The sequence below is a fragment of the Bacillus infantis genome (genome assembly GCF_008180445.1).
Classification (GTDB): Bacteria; Bacillota; Bacilli; order Bacillales; family Cytobacillaceae; genus Bacillus_AB; species Bacillus_AB infantis_B.
Map to the genome: position 1 here is coordinate 112,087 of NZ_VTER01000003.1, position 20,491 is coordinate 132,577.

The 20,491-nt window shown below is 45.6% G+C and carries 22 protein-coding genes; 18 read left to right on the forward strand and 4 right to left on the reverse strand.

The window, feature by feature from the left end; all coding sequences use genetic code 11:
- The first annotated feature begins 36 nt into the window (after positions 1 to 36).
- Together FZD51_RS05255 and FZD51_RS05260 are read left to right on the forward strand one after the other, a co-directional pair.
- Positions 37 to 477 carry a YlbF/YmcA family competence regulator gene (locus FZD51_RS05255; protein ID WP_148973809.1) on the forward strand — a complete coding sequence of 147 codons (441 nt, stop codon included), beginning with the start codon at positions 37 to 39 and terminating at the stop codon, positions 475 to 477.
- Positions 478 to 613: 136 nt separating this feature from the next.
- Positions 614 to 889 carry a YlbG family protein gene (locus FZD51_RS05260; RefSeq protein ID WP_009791147.1) on the forward strand — a complete coding sequence of 92 codons (276 nt, stop codon included), beginning with the start codon at positions 614 to 616 and terminating at the stop codon, positions 887 to 889.
- A gap of 131 nt (positions 890 to 1,020) precedes the next feature.
- Here FZD51_RS05260 and FZD51_RS05265 read toward each other — a convergent pair whose 3' ends face one another.
- Positions 1,021 to 1,410, reverse strand: coding sequence for a DUF7147 family protein (locus FZD51_RS05265; protein WP_148973810.1), 390 nt, complete (start codon positions 1,408 to 1,410; stop codon positions 1,021 to 1,023).
- Between the two features lie 251 nt (positions 1,411 to 1,661).
- On the opposite strand from FZD51_RS05265, the gene FZD51_RS05270 reads away from it, so the two are divergent.
- The 3 genes from FZD51_RS05270 to coaD all read left to right on the forward strand — a co-directional run bounded on the left by FZD51_RS05270 (position 1,662) and on the right by coaD (position 4,746).
- Entirely contained in the window at positions 1,662 to 3,080 is a 1,419-nt protein-coding gene (locus FZD51_RS05270) for a hypothetical protein (protein ID WP_148973811.1), read from the forward strand.
- A 605-nt stretch (positions 3,081 to 3,685) separates the two neighbouring features.
- Positions 3,686 to 4,255, forward strand: coding sequence for a 16S rRNA (guanine(966)-N(2))-methyltransferase RsmD (gene rsmD, locus FZD51_RS05275; protein WP_148974238.1), 570 nt, complete (start codon positions 3,686 to 3,688; stop codon positions 4,253 to 4,255).
- Between the two features lie 2 nt (positions 4,256 to 4,257).
- The gene (gene coaD, locus FZD51_RS05280) at positions 4,258 to 4,746 is read left to right on the forward strand and encodes a pantetheine-phosphate adenylyltransferase (protein ID WP_148973812.1); all 489 of its coding nucleotides are present in this window, start codon (positions 4,258 to 4,260) and stop codon (positions 4,744 to 4,746) included.
- A 20-nt stretch (positions 4,747 to 4,766) separates the two neighbouring features.
- On the opposite strand, the gene ylbJ is transcribed toward coaD, so the two are convergent.
- Positions 4,767 to 5,993: a sporulation integral membrane protein YlbJ gene (gene ylbJ, locus FZD51_RS05285; RefSeq protein ID WP_148973813.1), complete on the reverse strand. Its 1,227-nt coding sequence runs from the start codon at positions 5,991 to 5,993 to the stop codon at positions 4,767 to 4,769.
- A gap of 328 nt (positions 5,994 to 6,321) precedes the next feature.
- Between ylbJ and FZD51_RS05290 the strand changes: the two genes are divergently transcribed.
- A complete protein-coding gene (locus tag FZD51_RS05290) occupies positions 6,322 to 7,122 on the forward strand; it encodes a patatin-like phospholipase family protein (protein WP_148973814.1) in 801 nt (266 codons plus the stop codon).
- A complete protein-coding gene (locus FZD51_RS05295) occupies positions 7,109 to 8,131 on the forward strand; it encodes a SepM family pheromone-processing serine protease (protein WP_148973815.1) in 1,023 nt (340 codons plus the stop codon). Before FZD51_RS05290 ends, FZD51_RS05295 begins: the two co-directional genes overlap by 14 nt.
- A 39-nt stretch (positions 8,132 to 8,170) precedes the next feature.
- On the opposite strand, the gene FZD51_RS05300 is transcribed toward FZD51_RS05295, so the two are convergent.
- Positions 8,171 to 9,397: a nucleotidyltransferase gene (locus FZD51_RS05300; protein WP_148973816.1), complete on the reverse strand. Its 1,227-nt coding sequence runs from the start codon at positions 9,395 to 9,397 to the stop codon at positions 8,171 to 8,173.
- 224 nt (positions 9,398 to 9,621) lie between these two features.
- Between FZD51_RS05300 and FZD51_RS05305 the strand changes: the two genes are divergently transcribed.
- From FZD51_RS05305 to FZD51_RS05320, 4 genes are all read left to right on the forward strand, one after another.
- Positions 9,622 to 10,143 carry a YceD family protein gene (locus FZD51_RS05305; protein WP_148973817.1) on the forward strand — a complete coding sequence of 174 codons (522 nt, stop codon included), beginning with the start codon at positions 9,622 to 9,624 and terminating at the stop codon, positions 10,141 to 10,143.
- A 126-nt stretch (positions 10,144 to 10,269) separates the two neighbouring features.
- Positions 10,270 to 10,443, forward strand: a complete 174-nt coding sequence (gene rpmF, locus FZD51_RS05310) for a 50S ribosomal protein L32 (RefSeq protein WP_009791160.1) — start codon at positions 10,270 to 10,272, stop codon at positions 10,441 to 10,443.
- Between the two features lie 139 nt (positions 10,444 to 10,582).
- Positions 10,583 to 11,341: an enoyl-CoA hydratase/isomerase family protein gene (locus FZD51_RS05315; protein ID WP_148974239.1), complete on the forward strand. Its 759-nt coding sequence runs from the start codon at positions 10,583 to 10,585 to the stop codon at positions 11,339 to 11,341.
- 78 nt (positions 11,342 to 11,419) lie between these two features.
- The gene (locus FZD51_RS05320; protein ID WP_148973818.1) at positions 11,420 to 12,022 is read left to right on the forward strand and encodes an RsfA family transcriptional regulator; all 603 of its coding nucleotides are present in this window, start codon (positions 11,420 to 11,422) and stop codon (positions 12,020 to 12,022) included.
- A 51-nt stretch (positions 12,023 to 12,073) separates the two neighbouring features.
- Here the strand turns inward: FZD51_RS05320 and FZD51_RS05325 are convergent, their stop codons facing one another.
- A complete protein-coding gene (locus tag FZD51_RS05325) occupies positions 12,074 to 12,556 on the reverse strand; it encodes an N-acetyltransferase (protein ID WP_148973820.1) in 483 nt (160 codons plus the stop codon).
- Positions 12,557 to 12,899: 343 nt separating this feature from the next.
- Between FZD51_RS05325 and FZD51_RS05330 the strand changes: the two genes are divergently transcribed.
- The 7 genes from FZD51_RS05330 to mraZ all read left to right on the forward strand — a co-directional run bounded on the left by FZD51_RS05330 (position 12,900) and on the right by mraZ (position 20,457).
- A complete protein-coding gene (locus FZD51_RS05330) occupies positions 12,900 to 14,243 on the forward strand; it encodes an acetyl-CoA carboxylase biotin carboxylase subunit (RefSeq protein WP_148973821.1) in 1,344 nt (447 codons plus the stop codon).
- 14 nt (positions 14,244 to 14,257) lie between these two features.
- Positions 14,258 to 14,470: a biotin/lipoyl-containing protein gene (locus FZD51_RS05335; RefSeq protein WP_148973823.1), complete on the forward strand. Its 213-nt coding sequence runs from the start codon at positions 14,258 to 14,260 to the stop codon at positions 14,468 to 14,470.
- A 32-nt stretch (positions 14,471 to 14,502) separates the two neighbouring features.
- Positions 14,503 to 16,044, forward strand: coding sequence for an acyl-CoA carboxylase subunit beta (locus tag FZD51_RS05340; RefSeq protein ID WP_148973824.1), 1,542 nt, complete (start codon positions 14,503 to 14,505; stop codon positions 16,042 to 16,044).
- A 620-nt stretch (positions 16,045 to 16,664) separates the two neighbouring features.
- Entirely contained in the window at positions 16,665 to 17,558 is an 894-nt protein-coding gene (locus FZD51_RS05345; RefSeq protein WP_148973826.1) for a 2-dehydropantoate 2-reductase, read from the forward strand.
- 12 nt (positions 17,559 to 17,570) lie between these two features.
- Positions 17,571 to 17,966: a DUF3397 domain-containing protein gene (locus FZD51_RS05350; RefSeq protein WP_009791168.1), complete on the forward strand. Its 396-nt coding sequence runs from the start codon at positions 17,571 to 17,573 to the stop codon at positions 17,964 to 17,966.
- Positions 17,967 to 18,089: 123 nt separating this feature from the next.
- On the forward strand, positions 18,090 to 19,724 hold the full coding sequence (gene bshC, locus FZD51_RS05355; RefSeq protein WP_148973827.1) for a bacillithiol biosynthesis cysteine-adding enzyme BshC: 1,635 nt from the start codon (positions 18,090 to 18,092) through the stop codon (positions 19,722 to 19,724).
- Positions 19,725 to 20,025: 301 nt separating this feature from the next.
- Positions 20,026 to 20,457, forward strand: a complete 432-nt coding sequence (mraZ, locus tag FZD51_RS05360) for a division/cell wall cluster transcriptional repressor MraZ (RefSeq protein WP_148973828.1) — start codon at positions 20,026 to 20,028, stop codon at positions 20,455 to 20,457.
- Positions 20,458 to 20,491: the final 34 nt, after the last annotated feature.

Sequence of the window (20,491 nt, forward strand, 5' to 3'; positions counted from 1 at the left end):
ATTCATGATAGAATATGAATCGGAGGTGGGCTTTTCATGCTTGCAACAACCGAAAGAGTCGAATTGCTTGAGAGAGCTGACCAATTATCGGCCATGATTCTTACATCAGAAGCGGCGGAGCAGTACCGCGCTTGTTTATATAAAGTGAAAAACAGCAGGGAGACACAAAGGAAAATTAAAGCCTTTGTAAAAATGAAGGAGCAGTACGAAGAAGTGCAGCGCTTCGGAAGATATCATCCTGATTATAAAACAGTGATGATGAGCATCAGGGAAGTGAAAAGGGAGATGGACATGGACATTCATCTGGCTGAGTTCAAAAAGGCTGAAACAGATTTGCAAAGCCTGCTTGACGAAGTCAGTCTCATCATTGGCAAGTCTGTCTCGGAAAGTGTAAAGGTGCCGACTGGCAACCCGTTCTTTGACTCCAGCTGCGGAGGCGGCTGCGGATCAGGCGGAAGCTGCAGCTGTTCCGCATAAATCAACATGGCCCGGGAGCTTGTACTCCCGGGCTTTTTGCATTCCGCACCGGCACATAAGTCTATAAGCTTTTCTTGATATATGCCTTTTTGTTTGCTAGACTATAAAAAACTGCCAAATTGAAGGGGAAAACTATATGCTAGGTCAGCGACAGGGAATCATTGTTTGGCTTTATTCTCTTAAGCAGGCAAAAATGCTGAGACGGTTTGGAAATGTCCATTATGTTTCCAAAAAGCTGAAGTATGCGGTCATTTACTGCGATATAGAGGATACTGAGGCATTGATCCAAAAAATTTCATCCTATTCATTCGTAAAAAAGGCTGAGCCTTCCTATAAACCGTTCCTGAAGACAGAATTCGAAAATTCGAAGCCGGATAAAGCGAAAGAATACGATTATAAAATGGGTATTTAAAAAGGCTGGGAGAATTCCCTGCCTTTTTTTCTGGTTATAAAAGAAATATTGAAACGTCAATCACTATGGGTGCCTGCCCTCGAGTTCTTGCTGGCAGGAAGTGAAATACGCCGCCTGCGCTTTTGTCATTCCTAATGCAGCGGCTGTATATAATGGTTCAATCTGAGAATGCCGATGAGGTACTGGTAGAATAATTCCTTTTCTGCAAAGAGTGCAGAAGGCTTTACTTCCAGACGGATCATTTCCTTTCCGCATTCATCAGCCAAATCCTTAAATAATTGAAATCTGGCATTGGGAGCAGTGTCAGGATGGGGGATACCTTCCCGGCAAATATACAGAGGCTGGAATTTCCCTGTCTCTGCAGGCTTGAGCACTGCGGCGACCGATGTCATCTCTTTCCCTTCAAAAGTGGATTGGAATGCAATCAGATGCTGCAGCCGATGCTTGTTGGAACGGACAATTTCAAGTAATTCATATATATCGGAATAGCCTTCTCCCAATTCAATAAAACGCTGGATCACATAGATTCCTCCTGGTTAATATGAAAAAATTTAATGAGTCTCCTGATACTTTATCACTAAGCAGAGTGTTTGAGAAGCCTTCACTCTAATCTGGAAACGGGTCTTCTGGCGGAAGATTATAGAAAGAACGAAAAAAATGCAAATCACGAATCAGGATAAAAGTTTCATGAAATCGTAAAAAAAAGGATAGTCCTGGTCAGGTTCATTTGCTATTGTATGAATAAAGAATTATTTTTCAAAGGAGAATCGGCATGTGGAAAGGATTGTTTCTCAGTTTTTTGGCATTAGGGACTGTAATCGGCGCAATGCTGTTCTTTCAGTGGAATGCCTATTCCAAACAGTCAGAGCCTTCTAATGTGCTGGAGACAGCCCAACAGGAGCTGACAATAGAAACAAAACAAGATCAATTATTTGTTACACAGACTATAAAAGGCCTGTCGAAAGGCAAAGAATACAGAACTGTCAAAACAGAGAAGCAGTTCAGATGGGAATGTCCCGGCATAGAAGGGAAGGGATGCAGCTCTTCTGATGAGGATCCGTCCACATTCATTTCTGAAGACGGCAGCTTCACATTCGAATATATAATCCCTGTGGGCGCTTCTCCAGCCGCGTTCCTGCTGACTGATTGGACGACCATGATTCCTGATGTTCACATAGATGATACACTTACCGTCATTGTAGATTCCTCCAGAAGGTCTGGAACCTGGTCTGCCGGCGGCCGCCCGGAAGGGTACAAGCAGGGAGAACTGATCGATTATTATGTGTTTGAACGGGAAGGAGGCGCACCGGCTGTCTTCTGGCAGGCTGAAAAGCTGAAGACTTTTGAGGCAGGCGATAATGTCATCTTTTTAGCTGAGGAAAAAGAAAACGGACTTGCCATAGCTCCGGAAACGGCGGAGAAAATGGCAGACCTTCCGTTCTTAACTTTAATACAAACCGCTGCCTATAAGGAAGCTGCCGGCAGCGGACTAATGATTATCAATCCCGGAACTGATCCAAATGAGATGATGGCTAAAATTCTGTCTCAAGCTCTAAAAGAGAAATTCAGCAGGACACCTCCTGGTGAAACCTGGCTGCTGGATTTAGCGGCTTCGGCAGTACTCTCACAGGAGCCTGGCTCTGAAAAGGCAAAAAGTCTTCTGGCGGGGCTGAAGGAGGTCATGGGTGAAGAAGGAATGGAACGATTTTACTCTTACGTTAAAAACTCGGATTCTCTTAATGCGGAACAGCTGGATCGTTTCCTTGTAAGTGAACTTGGAAAAGAAACACGCTATTTCACTTTGAACAAAGATGAGAAAGCTCCTTATATTCCTTTTTATTTTGCCGATGAGCGGAAAATAGATGTCAATGGGACAGAGTCAGATTTGGAGGCAATCGGCCTGAATGGAAAAACATATTTTCCATTTATTAAAACTGCAGGGCAGCTTGGATTCAAAGCGGAAAAAGTTTCTGCTAAAGAAATTCTCCTTCAGGGGGCAGGCAATAATAGCTACCGTTTCTATCTGGACAAAAACATTTTCATATACAATGAAGAGGACTACGGGCTCCTGGAGAATCCGCTGGTAACAGTAGGACCAGAGCTTTTTATGGACAGTCACTGGCTGGAAGCACTATTTAAAATTAAAGTTGCCGAAGATGAAAACAGGATTTCTATCGAAAAAGGCAAATAAGAAAAGCTGGCGATGCCAGCTTTTTTCATTTGTTCGTCTGTTAAAAGAAAAGAATTTACCGATAACTATCTAATTCCAAACTTTTCAGCACTCCCGCCTTTCTTTTGGCAGTAACAAAAAAAACCCTGCATTCCTGCAGGGCCCTTCTATATCCCATAGGGACAGAAGGCAAAGGGAGAGGAGAAACCGGAGGAAGAACTTATGGGGAAACGTAAGTCTTCTCCGCGGTTGGCAACAACACCCTCGAATAGATGTTGTTACTTACATTATTTCCATAAAGAACACGCTTATACACCTTTTGGGAACATTTTTTGCAGTTAAGGAAATTTACTAATCCAGCGCCTGCCCCCTCGAGTCATAAGCCAAGCCCCCCAAAAAGGCAAAGAGCGCCTTTTCGGGTGTCTTGTCTTAGGGCCCCCAGGAAGCTGGTCATGCAGACGTTGCCACAGGACGTGGCGTTCTTAGTCTGCGTTCCTTAAGTGGGCAAGGCGCTTCCGCTTTTCTGATGAATCCGCTTTCAAATAGCCTGTTGGCGGCATGGGGCGAATTGTGTTAGGATAAATAAGAAAATAAGGGAAAATGTCAAATGATTGTGGTGATGAATGATGAGAGTGGTGTCAGGTGAATGCAAAGGCATTTCTTTAAAAGCAGTGCCCGGAAATACAACAAGGCCAACCACCGATAAGGTTAAAGAAGCTATTTTTAACATGATTGGGCCGTATTTTGATGGCGGAATCGGACTTGACCTTTTTGCCGGCAGCGGAGGCCTCGGAATTGAAGCTTTAAGCCGGGGGCTCGGAAGCGTGATTTTCGTTGACCGGGAAGGAAAGGCAATCAAGACGGTCCATGAAAACCTGGAAGCCTGCGGCCTTGAAGACAAGGCGGAGGTTTACCGGAACGATTCTGAAAGGGCATTGAAAGCGATTGTTAAAAGGGAAATTTCTTTTGACTATATCTTCCTGGACCCTCCTTATAAAAAACAGCAGCTGCTGAAGCTGATGGAACTGATCGGCCGGCATTCCCTCCTCAAAGAAGAGGGAGTTATCGTCTGTGAACATGCTTCAGATATAGAGCTGCCGGGTGAGGCAGGGAATTTTGTGAAAACTAAAAGTGAGACATATGGAATAATCGCAGTTTCTATTTTTACATACAGCAACGGAAATGAAGGAGGATGACAATGGCAAGCATTGCAGTTTGTCCGGGCAGCTTTGATCCCATTACATATGGCCACCTGGATATTATTAAAAGGGCCTCGAAGGTTTTTGACCAGATTCATGTGGTCCTGCTTAATAACTCATCCAAAAATCCGCTTTTTTCTGTTGATGAGCGCATCAGCCTGATCAGTGAAGTGACGAAGGAATTCCCCAATGTGAAAGTGGACTCTTTTCAGGGGCTGCTTGTAGACTACGCAAAAGGGGTCGGGGCAAGCGCAATCATCAGGGGCCTCAGGGCGGTTTCAGATTTTGAGTATGAGATGCAGATTACATCAATGAACCGGGTATTGAACGAGGAAATAGAAACGTTTTTCATGATGACAAACAACCAATTTTCTTTTTTAAGCTCCAGCATCGTCAAAGAAGTGGCTAAATACGGCGGAGATATTTCCGAGCTTGTTCCAGAGGCAGTCCAAAAAGCGCTCAGCGGGAAATTCAGTCTTCAGCAGTAAAAATAACCGGCGTGTGCCGGTTATTTTTTTTGTGCATCTCCTGCATAAATTTGCCTGCCCAGCAGGAAAATATAGACAAGCAAAGCTGCGAGCGTTATCAGAGGTCCATGCTCTGCCAGGAATGCCGCAGCCTGTGAATAAGCATTTCCTCCAAACAGCCCAACAGGCAAAGCATTGGAAGGGGCATCTGTATGATAGAACCTCTCATAGACTGGCCCCCAAAGAAGAAAGGCGAACATAGCCGCCGCAATTCCATGGATGATTCTTGCAGCAAAGAAAGGCTTAAAGCCGATATCGGTCTGGGCCAGAATGCTTGCCACCTGGGCCTGTACACTAAATCCTGAGAATCCCAGCACAAGACTTGTTACGATAACCTGCTGCATCAGGGTGGCCTGCTGAATCTGGCTCGTCATTTGGCTTCCCAGTGTTATTTCAAACAGACCTGAAATAAATGGGATGCTGAGCTCGGAAGGAAGATTGATGCTGCTGAAGGCGACTGCTATGAATTCGGCTGCAAAGGCTGTGATATGCAGGTGGAAGAGCAATTTATTGATAACCGAAAATAAGATGATGAAGCCCCCGATCATAAGCAGCGTCTGGACTGATGACATAACAGCGTCGCCGAGCAATTTGCCAATGGGCCTGTTGTCATTGATCCTTGTCTGATGGAGAGCAGAAAACGCAGCCCTGAGAGAATTTTTCCTTTTTGGCCTTGAACGGGTCATCTCTTCTTTTCTTCCATAAAACCGCATGATCAGGCCGACAGTAATATTTCCAAGATAGTGGGCCAGAGCCAGTATGATGCCGATTTTTGCATTGTTGAAAAAACCGACAGAGACCGCTCCAAAAATAAATAGGGGGTTGGATGAGTTTGTAAAAGAAACGAGCCTTTCAGCTTCTGTTTTGGTCAGCTGATCTTCCTGCCGCAGCCTGGCAGTAAGCTTTGCCCCGGCAGGATAGCCTGAAGCCATCCCCATCGCCCAGACAAAACCTCCGACGCCCGGAACGCGGAAAAGCGGCCGCATGAGCGGCTCCAGCAAAACGCCGAGGAATTTGACCACCCCGAATCCGATCAGCATCTCAGATACTATGAAAAAGGGGAGGAGGGAAGGAAAGACAATTTCCCACCACATATTGAGGCCTCTAATCGAGGCGTCGACTGATTCTTGTGGAAAGGATATGAGCGATACAGCCATTAATGTAACGGATGAAGCTAATATGAGTGTTTTTAGTTTGGAACGCAACACCGGCAAATCCTCCCTTATCAGGTAACAAACTGTGCAGCTCTTGCAGAACAGTGATAAACTGTATTTATAATCAGCGGGCCGGGTCTGGAGCGGCAAACCGCCCCTCCTGAGTCTGCACAGTAGATTTTTCAGCCAATATACAGGGTTTTCCATTTGCTTTGCCCAATCGGCTTCAGCCGGGCACGCCTTGTCCCCATATATCCCAATATACTCATAGAAAGTTAAAATAGACCATAAGATTAAACCAGGCTTTATTGTGTTTGATGGGGAGGTAAGCAAATTCTTGACTATCGCCCGCCATGAGTCTTATATAAAAGGGGGGATGCTGATGAGGCAGCCCGTGATTGGATTGGCGCTGGGATCAGGGGGAGCCAGGGGGTTCGCCCATCTTGGTGTCATCAAAGTGCTGAAAGAGGAAGGAATCAACGTCGATGTGATTGCCGGGAGCAGCATGGGAGCGCTTGTAGGCTGCTTTTATGGAGCAGGACTGGACATTGACAGGCTCTATAAGCTGGCCGGAGCTTTCAAAAGAAAGTACTATCTTGATTTTACAGTGCCGAAGATGGGGTTTCTGGCTGGCAAGAAGGTGAAGGAACTTATTCGATTGTTTACCCATGGCAAGAACCTCGAAGATCTTGATATCCCTGTCAGAGTGGTTGCAACTGATCTTAAGGCAGGGGAAAAAGTTGTTTTCTGCAAAGGGCCGATTGCTGATGCCGTCAGGGCAAGCATATCAATACCCGGGATTTTCACTCCGGAAAAACTGGAAGACCGGCTCCTGGTCGATGGGGGGGTCATTGACAGGGTGCCTGTATCTGTTGTTGAAGAAATGGGAGCGGACCTGATCATAGCTGTAGATGTGTCAAGAGTGAAGACCAGCTCTGACATCACATCCATTTTCGATGTGATCATGCAAAGCCTGGACATAATGCAGATGGAGCTCGTTTCCAACCGGGAGATCGCCTCTGATATCATGATCAGACCGCATGTGGAAATGTACAGCTCAAGGGCTTTCACAAATATTGAAGATATCATCAGGATTGGGGAAGAAGAAGCAAGAAAGCAAGTTCCCAGAATAAAGGAAGCTATTCAAAATTGGAAGGGGCAAGAAGACGATGAAGAGAAATAAAATCTTCCTCCGTTCCTTCTTTATCGCTGCAGTGATTTTGCTGGCAGGATTTTTCTATTATCTGCCTTATTATGTAACAAAACCAGGCATGGCCAAGCAGCTGGAACCGATAATTGAAGTGGAAGGCGGATATGATGAGACAGGGGACTTCATGCTTACGACCGTCAGGATGGGCAGGGCCAATATTTACTCCTATCTGACTGCAAAGGTGAGCAAGTTCCAGGAAATCTATCCTGTCGAGGAAATTAGGCGCGAAGATGAAACTGATGAAGAATACAATGTCCGCCAGCTGCATCTGATGGACACATCAAAAACAGCAGCCATTGAGGTTGCCTATAAAAAGGCTGGCCTGCCGGTGGATTATGAGTACAGAGGCGTCTATGTGATGAATGTCCTGCCTGATATGCCTGCCGACGGAGTGCTGAAGGCAGGCGATATGATAACACAAGTGGACCATCAGAAATTCAAGTCGTCTGAAGAATTCATTTCTTATGTCAGCACACAAAAAGAGGGAGACACCATTACACTTGCCTATAAAAGAGGCGGGGAGAGCAAAGAAGCAGAGGTTTCGCTGAAAGCTTTCAAGGATGATCCTGATAAGGTCGGGATCGGCATATCGCTTGTCGATGACAAGGAGATTAAAGTCGAGCCGGAAGTCAGCCTCAATACAGAGGAAATAGGCGGTCCGTCCGCTGGATTGATGTTTTCTCTGGAAATCTACAATCAGCTGACTAAGGAAGATCTGACAAGAGGTTATCAGATTGCAGGAACAGGAACCATTTCTGCCGATGGAACAGTCGGAAGGATTGGCGGGATTGAGCAGAAAATTGTAGCGGCCGACAAAGCTGGCGCAGAAATCTTTCTGGCGCCGAATGAAAATGGCGCAGCCGGGTCGAACTACAGCGAAGCAGCAAAAACTGCCGAGGAGATCGGGACAGATATGAAAATCATTCCGATCAACACATTTGATGAAGCGGTAGATTATTTGGAAGGTTTGGAACCAAAATAACAAAGCAGGCAGGATGATTCCCTGCCTGCTCCTTTTTTGTCAGGCCCTGCTGCCTTTCAGATAGATTGGCGGCTGAGTGTATTCCATATCCAGCAGTTTCTGGCGCTGCGGATGCGGGAGGGCTGAAGCATAGATCCTGGCTGCACGTATATCCTGCCGCACAGCTTCTTCGGGGCTGGAAGACAGCTTGGAAATGAGGGGCAGGCCGAGGCTTCCTTTTTGCCTGTTTAAATATATCCGCCCTTCTTCACTCATCCCGAGCAGCCGGAGATAGGATGCTGACTTAGGCTGCGGCAGCATTTCTTCTTTTTTCGTGTTGGTCAGTATATGGACACAAGCCCGCTGCAGCCTTGTCCAGGTATATCGCTTCGTTTTTATGGATTCCATAAACTCATGGAAGGTTCCTGCCTTTATGGCCGAATGCATGATTCTGTTTTCAAGGCCTTCTTCCATTTCGTAGATTTCTTTTAGTTCAGGAGCGGACATCTGAAGCAGCCGGTACTTGAGGAAGGGCCAGTACATTTCCCACTGGTGGAAGGCACCGAAGGTTTTTTTATAAGCTTCCATGATGTCAAGCGTTGTTCCAGGAACATATGATTTGATATCGGTCAGTTCATGCCCGTCTGAAAACAAAGCTTTCCTGATGCTTGTTGCGCTCGCAATGGTCTCTGATGAGAAGTGTTCGTCATGATAGCCGGCACTTTTTCTTTCAACAGTCAGGAGCTCCAATTCCTGATGGCGGGAATGGACCGACTTGGCGTACTGATAGCCGAGAATATTGTTCGGCTTGGACAGGTCCAGCCCGGATTCGCCCAGCCCAAGATCACTGAAAGCAAGAGACAATGCTTTAGGGTAGCTGTTTCCGTCTCCTATATGGTGCCTGATCCTTTCCTGGTAGGCTTCATTGTATTTGTCGAGCAGATGGACGGCAGAGTTGAATGTTTCGATGTCTCCAGATTCGCTCCCAAAGCAGATGGAGCTGCATCCCGCAGCAGCAAGAATGGAAACTGCACCGTCTGCAAAAGTTTCGGCATTCTGAACAGCGAATTTATAGGGAAGCTCAAAAACGAGGTCGGCGCCGGCTTGTAACGCCATTTCAGCCCGTGCCCATTTAGAGAGAAGCGCCGGTTCGCCTCTTTGGAGGAAATTTCCGCTCATGACAGCTATGGCAACATCTCCGCCTGCTGCTTGCCTCGATTTTTTCAGATGATATAAATGCCCGTTATGGAAAGGATTATACTCAACGATTACACCAACTGCTTTCATAAGAACATTCCCCTTATAATGGTTTAATATCGGCTGCTTGTGATAAACCTATGTTATAGTGACAGAAGCTGTAATGGTAGATGAGGCTTCTCCTTCAAGAGGAAAAATCCCGGAAAATAAGCCGATTCTGCGTTTAACTAGCTTAAATTATAGTGTAAAGAAAAAATATTGACAAATAATTATATGAAAGCTATAATTACTTTTGTTGCCTTGGGGTGATTCGTATGAAATGGACAATAAGTCAATTACAGAAATATCGAAGCAAGGATTATCCGATCGATGAAACAGTGGATGTGAGCGGGATCAGGGATACTGACCCGACGATCAGAGAGGTTTCGCCGATTCATATATTTGGCCGGGCGGATATAGATTCGTCCAAGGTGACTTTTCATTTAGCGATTAAAGGTCATCTGGTGCTGCCTTGTTCTCGTACGTTAGTTGATGTGCATTATCCAATTAATGTTGAAACAACTGAAACATTCCTCTTAAAAGGTTTGGATTATGAAACCGAAGAGGAAACCCATCAGGTGAAAGGCGATGTCATTGATCTTCAGCCGATCATTGAAGAAATCCTTTTGCTTGAAGTCCCTATGCAGGTTTTTTGCGAGGACAGCGGTGAAGAGGGTGCCCCCCAATCCGGCAAGGACTGGGAAGTCATCCAGGAGGAAGACCTTCAAAAGAAAGTCGACCCCCGTCTTGCTGGGCTTGCGAATTTCTTTGATCAAAATGATCCCTCCGGCGAATAGCAGGAGACTGGATTATGATCCCCGGAATATTTCCGGACTAATGAACTACTACAAGAAGCATTTGAAGAATCCAGCGAATACCTGGCCTTCATAACTTTCTTAATACTCTTTAAGGAGGTGGGAAGAATGGCTGTACCTTTTAGAAGAACTTCTAAAACTGCGAAAAGAAAACGTCGCACTCATTTCAAACTGCAAGTGCCTGGTATGGTAGAATGCCCAAACTGTGGTGAGATGAAACTTGCTCACCGCGTGTGCAAGGCTTGCGGAACATACAAAGGAAAAGAAGTTGTTAACGACTAATTTTCACTATTAAAAGCACAGGGATTATATCCCTGTGCTTTTAATTTTGGCGTTTTTCAGGTGCAGCTGGGCTGTTCTGTGATTTTATTGCTATTTAGCCGGACTTCTTCCTATAATGGAAGAAAAGTGAAGGAAGATGATGATGCCGTATTCGATAGAACAGCATGAAGATGGACTGCTTCAATTCACGATCAACAGGCCGGAAGTCCGGAATGCAATCAATTATGAAGTAATGGAAGGGCTGAGGGAGGCAGTCAATCTGGCAGGCAGGAAAGAGGTTAAGGCACTTATGATAACCGGAGCCGGAGGCCATGCTTTTTGTTCAGGCGGAGATTTGGGGCTCTTCCACAGCCTGAAGACAGAGGATGAGGCTTTTGGAATGCTGTCAGGGATGGCGGCAATCCTGAAAGACCTGCTGTTCCTGCCCAAACCGACAGTGGCTTTTTTAAATGGGGCGGCGGTTGGAGGAGGCTGTGAGATTGCATCTGCATGCGATTTCCGTATAGCAGCTCCGGGTGCAAAGGCAGGATTCATCCAGGGAAAGCTAGCAATTACGACCGGCTGGGGCGGCGGCTCTATTTTAATGGAGAAACTCCTGCAGGCCAATGCGCTGAAAATGCTGGCGGAAGCATCGGTTTATGGATGCTCTGAACTGCTGGAGCTCGGATTCATTCATATGATAAGCCAAAAGGAAGCGCTCGAAAGCTGCAGGGATTATTTGTCAAAAATTCTCCGGATGGATGTGAATGTGCTTGAAAGCTACAAAAGGCTGCAGATTGAAAAGTGGCAAAACAGCCATATTCTGCAGAGAATTGACGACGAAGTCCGCCGCTGCGCAATTCTGTGGGAAAAGGATGAGCATCATGCCCAGGTGGACAAATTTCTAAATCGCTCTTAATCATTATAATTTATTTTGCATCAGTCTATCTTTTCTAGCAGAAGCATATGCTTTTAAAAAGACTAGGAGGGATAGCTGATGTCGACAACAAGGCAGGATGCCTGGACCCAGGATGAAGATCTGCTGCTTGCTGAAGTGGTGCTTCGCCATATCCGGGAAGGCGGTACACAGCTGCAGGCCTTCGAGGAAGTGGGAAAACAGCTTTCAAGGACCCCTGCGGCATGCGGTTTCAGATGGAATTCTTATGTGAGGAAGCAATATAAATCAGGGATTGAGCTTGCAAAGAAACAGCGGAAGGAATTGAAGAAAAAGCCGGAAGCGGTACAGACTGGCAAGCTGGAACCTGAATCCGCCAAAACGGAGGAAGGTACAACAGCGGAAAAAGCCACACCCGGGGCAGAAATCCCTGAAGTTGAGGTTATAGTGGGTTACATTGAAGCATTGTACCGCAAAGCCAATCAGCCGGCAGCGGCTGAGACGGGAGAGCAGATCAAGAAGCTGGAAAATCAGGTATATTACCTGGCGGCAGAAAACGAAAGGCTGCTGAAGGAGATTTCTGTCATGGAAAGAGACTATGAAGCGCTTACCGAAATAATGGAAAGGGCAAGGAAGATGGTGGTGCTGAAAGAGGAAGACCGCCAGCAGAAAACAAAGAACAGCCAGCAGGTATTTCAAAAATGATCATACTAAAAAGCGGACAATTAATGTCCGCTTTCTGGCTGTCTGCCCCTGTTATTTGCTTTCACCCGTCTGTTCAGATGCTCCGGCTGGGATCCACACCAATGGGTTTTCTCCCAGATCCCTTTCTATGTCATACGAGACGGAAGTGAAGCCCATCCTCTCCCAGAATTCCTTTGATTTGATGCGGGGATTGGTTTTGATAGGAAGCTTGAAGCTTTTCGCAAAGTTCACAAGCGCAGTTCCGTACCCTTTGCCCTGGTAATCAGGCAGAACTTCCAGCTTCCAGAGCTCAAGATAATCCTGCGGCGGGCTGAAATAGCGGTCAAACTTCGCAGCCTCCCGGTAAAGACTCATTCTGGCAACCAGCTTATCCCCGAAATAGATCCCGTAAAAAGGAGACTCGCTGTCGTTTTCAATAATATTGGCTTCAAGATCTTCAAACATGGATAATTCCTGCAGGCCATATTCTTTGAATCTTTTAAATTCCTCAAGTGTTTTATAGTTCACCTTTAATTTTTCTACTTTAAATTCCATTATGTTTCCCCCTTGCGTACTGGCTGCATTACATCATATGAATTTTTTTGCCCTGCATTATAGAAATTTAAACCTGCCTGTTACAGCAAATATTTGAAGGCGCTTTCCAACATTATATAACAAAATAACAAATAATTCTGCATAATCAAGTAGTAATTGATGTTGAATTTTATGGCAGCATGCAGATATCCGGAATGAATATGCTGCTGTCAGGCAAAAAGAAAGAGGGCTATTAGCTATTTTCAAATAATATAGAAAGCGTTTTCAAAAAAAGAAGGGAAAAAGGAGAACTTTGTAGAAATATATTTTATTGCAGGGATAAAGCCAGGAAAGGGGACTGAATGTGCGAAAAATACTGATTGCAAACCGCGGGGAGATTGCCTCGCGCGTCATTAAAACATGCCGTGAAATGGGAATTGAAACGATTGCTGTTTACTCAGATGCAGATAGCGGAATGCCATATGTCCAGGAAGCGGATCATTCTTTCCGGATAGGGGAGCCCCCGGTTGGCAGATCTTATCTCAAAACAGATGAAATACTGCGGATTGCCAAAGCTGAAGGGGCCGATGCTATTCACCCGGGCTACGGCTTTTTATCAGAAAACGCGGCTTTTGCCCGTGCAGCAGCTGATGAGGGAATTGTTTTCATCGGACCATCCCCTGAGACCATTGAGCTGATGGGAGATAAAATCGTTTCCCGGGATACTATGGCCAAGGCGGGAGTTGCCGTCGTTCCGGGAAGCAGTGAAGGTGTCGCCACGCTCGAAGAAGCTATAAGCCTTGCAGATGAAATGGGCTATCCTGTCATGCTCAAGGCAAGCGGCGGCGGGGGAGGAATCGGGATGATCCGCTGTGAAAATGAGCAAGCGCTCGCTAAGTCCTACGACTCAACAAAAGCACGGGCAAAAGCTTATTTTGGCACAGATGATGTATTTGTAGAAAAGTATATTCCTAACGCCAGGCATATCGAGGTCCAAATATTCGGGGATTCATTCGGAAACCTTGTGCACCTGTATGAAAGGGACTGCTCCATCCAAAGAAGACACCAGAAAGTGGTTGAGGAGTCGCCATCCCCTTTTTTATCTGAGGGGACAAGGCAGAATATGCTGGAAACAGCGCTGAGAGCAGGAGAAGCGGTCGGCTATGTGAATGCCGGCACTGTTGAATTCATTGTAGATGAAGAAGAGAATTTCTATTTCCTGGAGATGAATACAAGGCTTCAGGTCGAGCATCCCGTAACCGAGCAGATCACCGGCCTGGATCTTGTGAAATGGCAGATCCTCGTGGCAAGGGGCGAAAAGCTTCCATTGCTGCAGGGTGAAATAGCAAGGGACGGCCATGCGATCGAGTTCAGGCTTTATGCAGAAGATCCTGTAAGCTTCATGCCTTCTCCGGGAAAAATTGATAGCTTTTCCTGGATAAAGGGGGACGGGATCCGGATGGATAATGGATATCTCGCTGAAAACACAGTCACACCTTTTTACGATCCAATGATTTCGAAGTGCATCATCTTCGGAGGCTCGAGGTCAGAAGCGATCCAGCGGGCATCTAATTTCTTTGCACACCTGGAAATCAAGGGGATCAAAACAAATGCTCCTTTATTTCAGCAGATATTGAATGACGAAGATTTTATTAAAGGAAATTATACAACAGCCTTTTTGGCGGAAAAGAAATTTGCAGTTCATTAAGAGGAGGAAATCACATGAAAGAAATAACATCATCAATGGCTGGTACGGTTTTGAACACAATGGCAGGGCCTGGGGATGAAATCAAGGCCGGCCAGGAAGTCATTATGCTGGAGTCCATGAAAATGGAAATCCCGGTTGAAAGCCATATGGACGGAAAAGTAGCTGAAATAAAAGTCTCAGCCGGTGATTTTGTCAATGAAGGAGACGTTCTGATCGTACTGGAATAGCAGTCCGCCAAAATAAAAAGAGGAGGAATAACATGAAGGCAGTCAACACTTTGACCGAAACATTAAGGGAAAGGTCCGCAGCGGCAGAAGCCGGCGGGACCCCTAAATATCATGAAAAGCTGAAGGCGCAAAATAAGCTGTTTGTCAGAAAGCGCCTCGAGCTTTTATTTGATGACGGGGAGTATATGGAAGACGGCAAATTTGCCAATTGCAAGGAAGAAGGCCTTCCGGCTGACGGAGTTGTTTGCGCCACTGGAAAAGTGGGCGGACAGACAGTCTGTGTCATGGCCAATGATTCAACCGTAAAAGCTGGATCCTGGGGGGCAAGGACCGTCGAAAAAATCATCCGGATCCAGGAAACCGCCGAGAAGCTGAAGGTTCCATTATTGTATTTGGTAGATTCGGCCGGCGCCAGGATTACAGATCAGCTGGAAATGTTTCCAAACCGCCGAGGTGCAGGCCGAATATTTTATAATCAGGTCAAGCTGTCGGGCGTCATCCCGCAGATTTGCCTGCTGTTCGGCCCATCTGCTGCTGGCGGGGCTTATATACCGGCTTTCTGTGATATCGTCATCATGGTGGATCAAAACGCTTCCATGTACCTGGGTTCCCCAAGGATGGCTGAAAAGGTCATTGGGGAAAAAGTGACGCTGGAAGAAATGGGCGGCGCACGTATGCATTGTTCTGTCAGCGGCTGCGGCGACGTGCTTGCTTACAGTGAGGAAGAAGCGATCGAATATGCCAAACGGTACTTGCCGTACTTCCCTCCAAATTTTCAGAAGAAAACGGAACTGCTGGAGGGAATGGCAGCCAAAGAGGGCCGTCAGCTGGAAGACATTATTCCGGTTAACCAAAATGCCCCTTTTGATATGTACGAATGCATTGATGCATTGATTGACGAAGGCAGTTTCTTTGAAATCAAGAAGCTGTTTGCTCCTGAAATCGTTACTGGGCTGGCTCGGATAGGCGGGAGAGCTGTCGGTATCATTGCCAATCAGCCGAAGGTTAAAGGAGGTGTGCTGTTTGTTGATTCAGCCGATAAAGCGGCGAAATTCATTCAGCTCTGTGATGCCTTCCATATTCCGCTGCTGTTCCTTGCAGATGTCCCAGGTTTCATGATTGGCACAAAGGTTGAGCGCGCCGGCATCATCCGCCACGGCGCCAAGCTGATCGCAGCCATGAGCTCGGCAACTGTTCCTAAGATATCCGTCATTGTGCGGAAGGCATATGGAGCCGGATTATACGCAATGGCGGGCCCTGCATTCGAACCTGACTGCTGCATTGCCCTGCCGACCGCACAGATTGCGGTAATGGGCCCTGAAGCCGCCGTCAACGCCGTATATTCCAATAAAATCAATGAAATAGAAGATCCAAAGGAGAAAATCGCCTTTGTCCAGGAGAAGCAGCAGGAATACAAAGAACATATCGACATCTACAGGCTAGCTTCTGAATTGATCGTAGATGATATTGTCGCTGCCTCTGATCTCCGCGATCAGCTGATCGAGAGATTCTCTTATTATGAAACAAAAGAACTGAATTTCAGCGTGAGAAAGCATCCGGTTTATCCGGTTTGATAGAAAGAAAAGGGGAGGGGTTCCAGTTTCGAAACTGGGACCCTCTATTTGTAGATAAAGAAGACAAATGATCTTAGTCAGGGCTGCTGAGGCCCTCTGATTAAGAGAAAAGAAAACAGAGGGTTTTAGTCAGAGCCACTGAGACCCTCTGACCGGGAAAAAAGAAAAACAGAGGGTTTTAGTCAGGGCCACTGAGACCCTTTGACCGGGAAAAAAGAAAACAGAGGGTTTTAGTCAAGGCAGCTGAGACCCTCTGACCAAGAAAAAAGAAAACAGAGGGTCTTAGTCAGAGCCACTGGGGCCCTCTGATCAAGAAAAAAGAAAACAGAGGGTCTTAGTCAGAGCCACTGAGACCCTCTGACCAGGAAAAAAGAAAACAGAGGGTTTTAGTCAGAGCCACTAAGGCCCTCTGACCACTGTAGTTCTGCTCCGCTCTACTCATCAAGCCAAAATGCCTTTAATTTACTTTTAAACACCTTCTGCGCGAGCTGCCTTTTGCCTGATTTCATCCTATAACCTCAGCCATTTTCATAAAAAAAAGAAAAAGTCCCAGGCGGAGTACAGGAAGTTGGCTATATCTGATAGAATATTACTAAAAGTTACAAAATAGAGGAGTTATTATGAAAATAGGGATCATTGGCGGGGGGGCCATTGGATTATTATTTGCAGCATACTTGCAGAAAGGTCATGACGTCACTCTGTATGTCCGTTCTGCAGAGCAGAAAAAGCTTATCTCTTCCTATGGGATTTCATTATTGGCGGAAGGCCGGGAACATATTTCTTATGTACAGGTGCTGCTGACTGATGAGTGGAAGGGAGGAGAAGAGCTCTCCATTGTTGCGGTCAAGCAATACGATATCCATCCCCTTATTTCTATCATAAATGATAATCAGGCTGCCACATCTTCTTCTTTTTTATTTCTCCAGAATGGAATGGGCCATCTGTCACTGCTTCACGAACTCAGGGCCAGGGCCATCCTTGTAGGAACTGTTGAGCATGGGGCTTTAAAAAAAGATGCAAGGACTGTTCAGCACACGGGTGCTGGAAGAACGAACATAGCGGTTTTCTCAGGAGAAGGAACAGAAGCGGCGGAATGCCTGGAAGAACCCTCAGGGGACTTTCCTTTTTCCGTCCGCAAGGATTACAAGGAAATGCTCCTTCAAAAGCTTGTCATCAATGCTGTAGTCAACCCGCTGACTGGCATTCTTCAAGTGAAAAATGGAGAATTGATTGAAAATCCCTTTTATTACATAGTAGTGCAGAAATATTTTGCGGAAATTGCCGCTGTGCTGGAGCTTTCCGATCCTGAAGAAACTTTTGATGCTTTGGTTTCAGTCTGCAGGAAAACTTCATCAAACACTTCATCTATGTTAAAAGACCTGCAGAACCAGAGACAAACAGAAGCTGATGCCATTCTCGGATATATTCTGGGAGAAGCGGATAAAAAAAATAAACAAGCTCCCCTTGTTCATGCATTTTATTCGTGCATCAAGGGGAAGGAGCCTGGAAACTAGGGGGGATCCATCATGTCATCATTCTTTTCGGCAGTTGCCGCAACACTTGTAACAGTACCGCTGCTAGGCTACCTGATTGTATTCGTCATCAGCAAGCAGATTACAGGAAGCCACAAAAAGTCAGTCCGCATTGCACTCGACTCTAGTACATTTCTTCTTATTCTTTCTGTTCATTTTTTGATCCTGGCTATTTGGGAACGGTCTTATTTATGGATTATAGTGCTGTTCATGCTGTTTGCTGCGGTCATATTCACAGTCATCCATTGGAAAGTCAAACAGGAGATTAATATCCAGATGATTTTCAAGGGGTTCTGGCGGTTCAATTTTCTTTTGTTTTTCTCTGCCTATATTGTCCTTTTGATCTTCGGTGTCTTTCAAAGTGTCTCCGGCTATCTGTCTATTCCGTAAGCAGCAATGCTCTGATAGTCATTTTTGGGCGATGTTTCTCAGGCAAAGTTTTTTTCTTTTCAATTCTGACAATGATATACTCAGGTAGGAGTGAAAATTGTTGACCAGAAAGGAAGTACTTAGATGGAGATTTTAAATCTCTCACTGCCGGCATCCAGCCGGTTTGCGACAGATTATACGTCTCATGAGCCTGAGGTGGAGCGTTTTTTCCATTACCGCTATCATGATGCCAGCGAATATCAAAGGCGTTTGAACGAGCTGAAGGGACGGAAGTTTTACAGAGAAGAGCTTGCCGATTATATCGGGCAGTATATGTCCAGATTTCCTTCTTCGGACAAAACCGGCATTTCATTAGATAAGCTTCGCTCGGAGGACAGTGTGGTCATCATCGGCGGACAGCAAGCAGGAATATTGACTGGGCCTTTATATACTATACATAAAGTAATTTCTATAATTGTTCTTGCAAAGCAGAAGGAAGCCGAACTCGGAGTTCCTGTTGTGCCGGTGTTCTGGATAGCCGGGGAGGATCATGATTATCACGAGGTCAATCATATCTTTGCGGAGAACAGCGGGCGGATTGATAAAGCTGTGTATCCATATAAGATACTTGAGAAGAAAATGGTATCTATGATCGAGCTGGATCGATCCCTGTGTTTCCGCTGGGCAGAAAGCCTGATCGAAGGTTATGGAGAAACAGAGCATACAAAAGATCTGCTTCAATTTGTCCAGCGGGCTGCCGACGAGTCAGAAACCTTTGTCGACTTTTTTTCATATATGATTATGGAGCTGTTTAAGGAATATGGCATTTTGCTTGCCGATTCAGGAGACAGCCGTCTGAGAAAACTTGAAAAAAACATTTTCTCTGAACAGCTGAGCCAGTTTTCCTCCATCACCAAAGCTGTTAAACAGCAGCAGAAGGAAGTGGAGGCAGCCGGTTTTAAGCCAGCGATTGAAATAGGAGATAATGCAGCCAACCTTTTTTTCTATGATGAACTCAATTCTGAAAGGGTCCTTCTAGAATATAATGAGGAACTCAGCGTGTTCGAGGGCAAGAATGGAGCTATTCAGTTTTCTCTTGATGAACTGTCACTGATTGCCAAAGAATCGCCGGAAAAGCTAAGCAATAATGTGGTGACAAGGCCAATTACGCAGGAAAGGCTTTTCCCTGTCCTTGCTTTTATTGCCGGCCCGGGGGAAATCGCCTATTGGGCAGAGCTCAAACAGGCATTTGAACATCTCGGCATGGAGATGCCTCCGATTGTGCCAAGGCTGAATATCACATTGCTGGAAAGGCCTGTTGCTTCAGACATCCAGGATCTTGACCTGGAAATAGCAGCGGTTTTGGAAAATGGAACAGGCAAAGAGCAGGAAGCTTTTGTCGATGGAGTAAAGGACCAGGCGCTTTCAAGCCTGTTCGGGGAAACGAAAAAGCAGCTGATCAGCCAGTATAAGATGATTGAAAGCCGTCTTCGGGAAACGGACAAGGGAATGCTGCCCCTGCTTGAAAAAAATGGATCTTTTCTTCTGAAGCAGCTGGATTTCATGGAGGCGAAGACTGAAGAAAGCCTAAAAAACAGGCATTCAGCTATTCTTTCTAAATACAGGCGGATTGAAGCTGCCTTAAGGCCTTCGGGGTCGCCTCAGGAACGGATCTGGAATATCCTTTATTATCTGAATTTGCATGGTCTTACCCTTATAGACGATATAATGGAGCTTCCGTTTGAGTTCGATGGAAAGCATAAACTGATAAAGCTTTAAAATTAAGGACGGTCACTGACCTGCCTGTAAAGAGGTTTGGAATGGAAATATTCCAAACCTCTTTTTTAGGAAGATTTTTTGAAAATATATATTTGTTTCCCCATCCCTTGCCAATCCGGCTGGGGATTTTTTGCATTGGGAGCCGCGCCTGCATCCAGGAAAGAATTTTTTATCAGGAAATAAAAAGGAGAAAAATAATTATTTACCAGAAGGATTTGCAGAATGCAAGGAGAATATTAAAAACATGTGGAGGAAAGTGGGGGAATGTGGTACATTTGAGTTGGAAAGTGGGGTTTAGGGCATGTTCATGGGCGAATACCATCATAATGTTGATACAAAAGGCCGTTTGATAGTGCCTGCTAAATTCCGTGACGATTTGGGCGAAATGTTCATTTTGACACGCGGGCTTGATCAATGTTTGTTTGGCTATCCGCTTTCTGAATGGAAGCAGCTTGAAACAAAGCTGAAAGGGCTGCCCTTGACCAAGAAGGATGCACGCGCGTTTACCCGCTTTTTCTTTTCCGGTGCATCTGAATGCGAACTCGATAAGCAGGGAAGAATCAACATTTCCAGCCCGCTCATGCAATATGCGAAGCTGGAAAAGGAATGTGTCATAGTAGGCGTTTCCAATCGAATCGAAATATGGAGCAAACATCTTTGGGAAGATTTTTTTGCAGAGTCAGAGGAATCTTTTGCTGAAATTGCAGAAAATATGATTGGGTTTGATATATAATGGGAATGTTTTATTAGTATAATAATTCCTCGAT

Excerpts from the sequence above, each read along its gene's own strand:
- FZD51_RS05290 (WP_148973814.1), top strand. The coding sequence starts at position 6,322 with ATGAGGCAGCCCGTGATTGGATTGGCGCTGGGATCAGGGGGAGCCAGG.
- FZD51_RS05295 (WP_148973815.1), top strand. The coding sequence starts at position 7,109 with ATGAAGAGAAATAAAATCTTCCTCCGTTCCTTCTTTATCGCTGCAGTG.
- FZD51_RS05320 (WP_148973818.1), top strand. The coding sequence starts at position 11,420 with ATGTCGACAACAAGGCAGGATGCCTGGACCCAGGATGAAGATCTGCTG.
- rpmF (WP_009791160.1), top strand. The coding sequence starts at position 10,270 with ATGGCTGTACCTTTTAGAAGAACTTCTAAAACTGCGAAAAGAAAACGT.
- FZD51_RS05335 (WP_148973823.1), top strand. The coding sequence starts at position 14,258 with ATGAAAGAAATAACATCATCAATGGCTGGTACGGTTTTGAACACAATG.
- rsmD (WP_148974238.1), top strand. The coding sequence starts at position 3,686 with ATGAGAGTGGTGTCAGGTGAATGCAAAGGCATTTCTTTAAAAGCAGTG.
- FZD51_RS05340 (WP_148973824.1), top strand. The coding sequence starts at position 14,503 with ATGAAGGCAGTCAACACTTTGACCGAAACATTAAGGGAAAGGTCCGCA.
- FZD51_RS05270 (WP_148973811.1), top strand. The coding sequence starts at position 1,662 with ATGTGGAAAGGATTGTTTCTCAGTTTTTTGGCATTAGGGACTGTAATC.
- FZD51_RS05305 (WP_148973817.1), top strand. The coding sequence starts at position 9,622 with ATGAAATGGACAATAAGTCAATTACAGAAATATCGAAGCAAGGATTAT.
- FZD51_RS05255 (WP_148973809.1), top strand. The coding sequence starts at position 37 with ATGCTTGCAACAACCGAAAGAGTCGAATTGCTTGAGAGAGCTGACCAA.
- FZD51_RS05350 (WP_009791168.1), top strand. The coding sequence starts at position 17,571 with ATGTCATCATTCTTTTCGGCAGTTGCCGCAACACTTGTAACAGTACCG.
- FZD51_RS05260 (WP_009791147.1), top strand. The coding sequence starts at position 614 with ATGCTAGGTCAGCGACAGGGAATCATTGTTTGGCTTTATTCTCTTAAG.
- FZD51_RS05315 (WP_148974239.1), top strand. The coding sequence starts at position 10,583 with ATGATGCCGTATTCGATAGAACAGCATGAAGATGGACTGCTTCAATTC.
- coaD (WP_148973812.1), top strand. The coding sequence starts at position 4,258 with ATGGCAAGCATTGCAGTTTGTCCGGGCAGCTTTGATCCCATTACATAT.
- FZD51_RS05325 (WP_148973820.1), bottom strand. The coding sequence starts at position 12,556 with ATGGAATTTAAAGTAGAAAAATTAAAGGTGAACTATAAAACACTTGAG.
- mraZ (WP_148973828.1), top strand. The coding sequence starts at position 20,026 with ATGTTCATGGGCGAATACCATCATAATGTTGATACAAAAGGCCGTTTG.
- FZD51_RS05300 (WP_148973816.1), bottom strand. The coding sequence starts at position 9,397 with ATGAAAGCAGTTGGTGTAATCGTTGAGTATAATCCTTTCCATAACGGG.
- FZD51_RS05345 (WP_148973826.1), top strand. The coding sequence starts at position 16,665 with ATGAAAATAGGGATCATTGGCGGGGGGGCCATTGGATTATTATTTGCA.
- bshC (WP_148973827.1), top strand. The coding sequence starts at position 18,090 with ATGGAGATTTTAAATCTCTCACTGCCGGCATCCAGCCGGTTTGCGACA.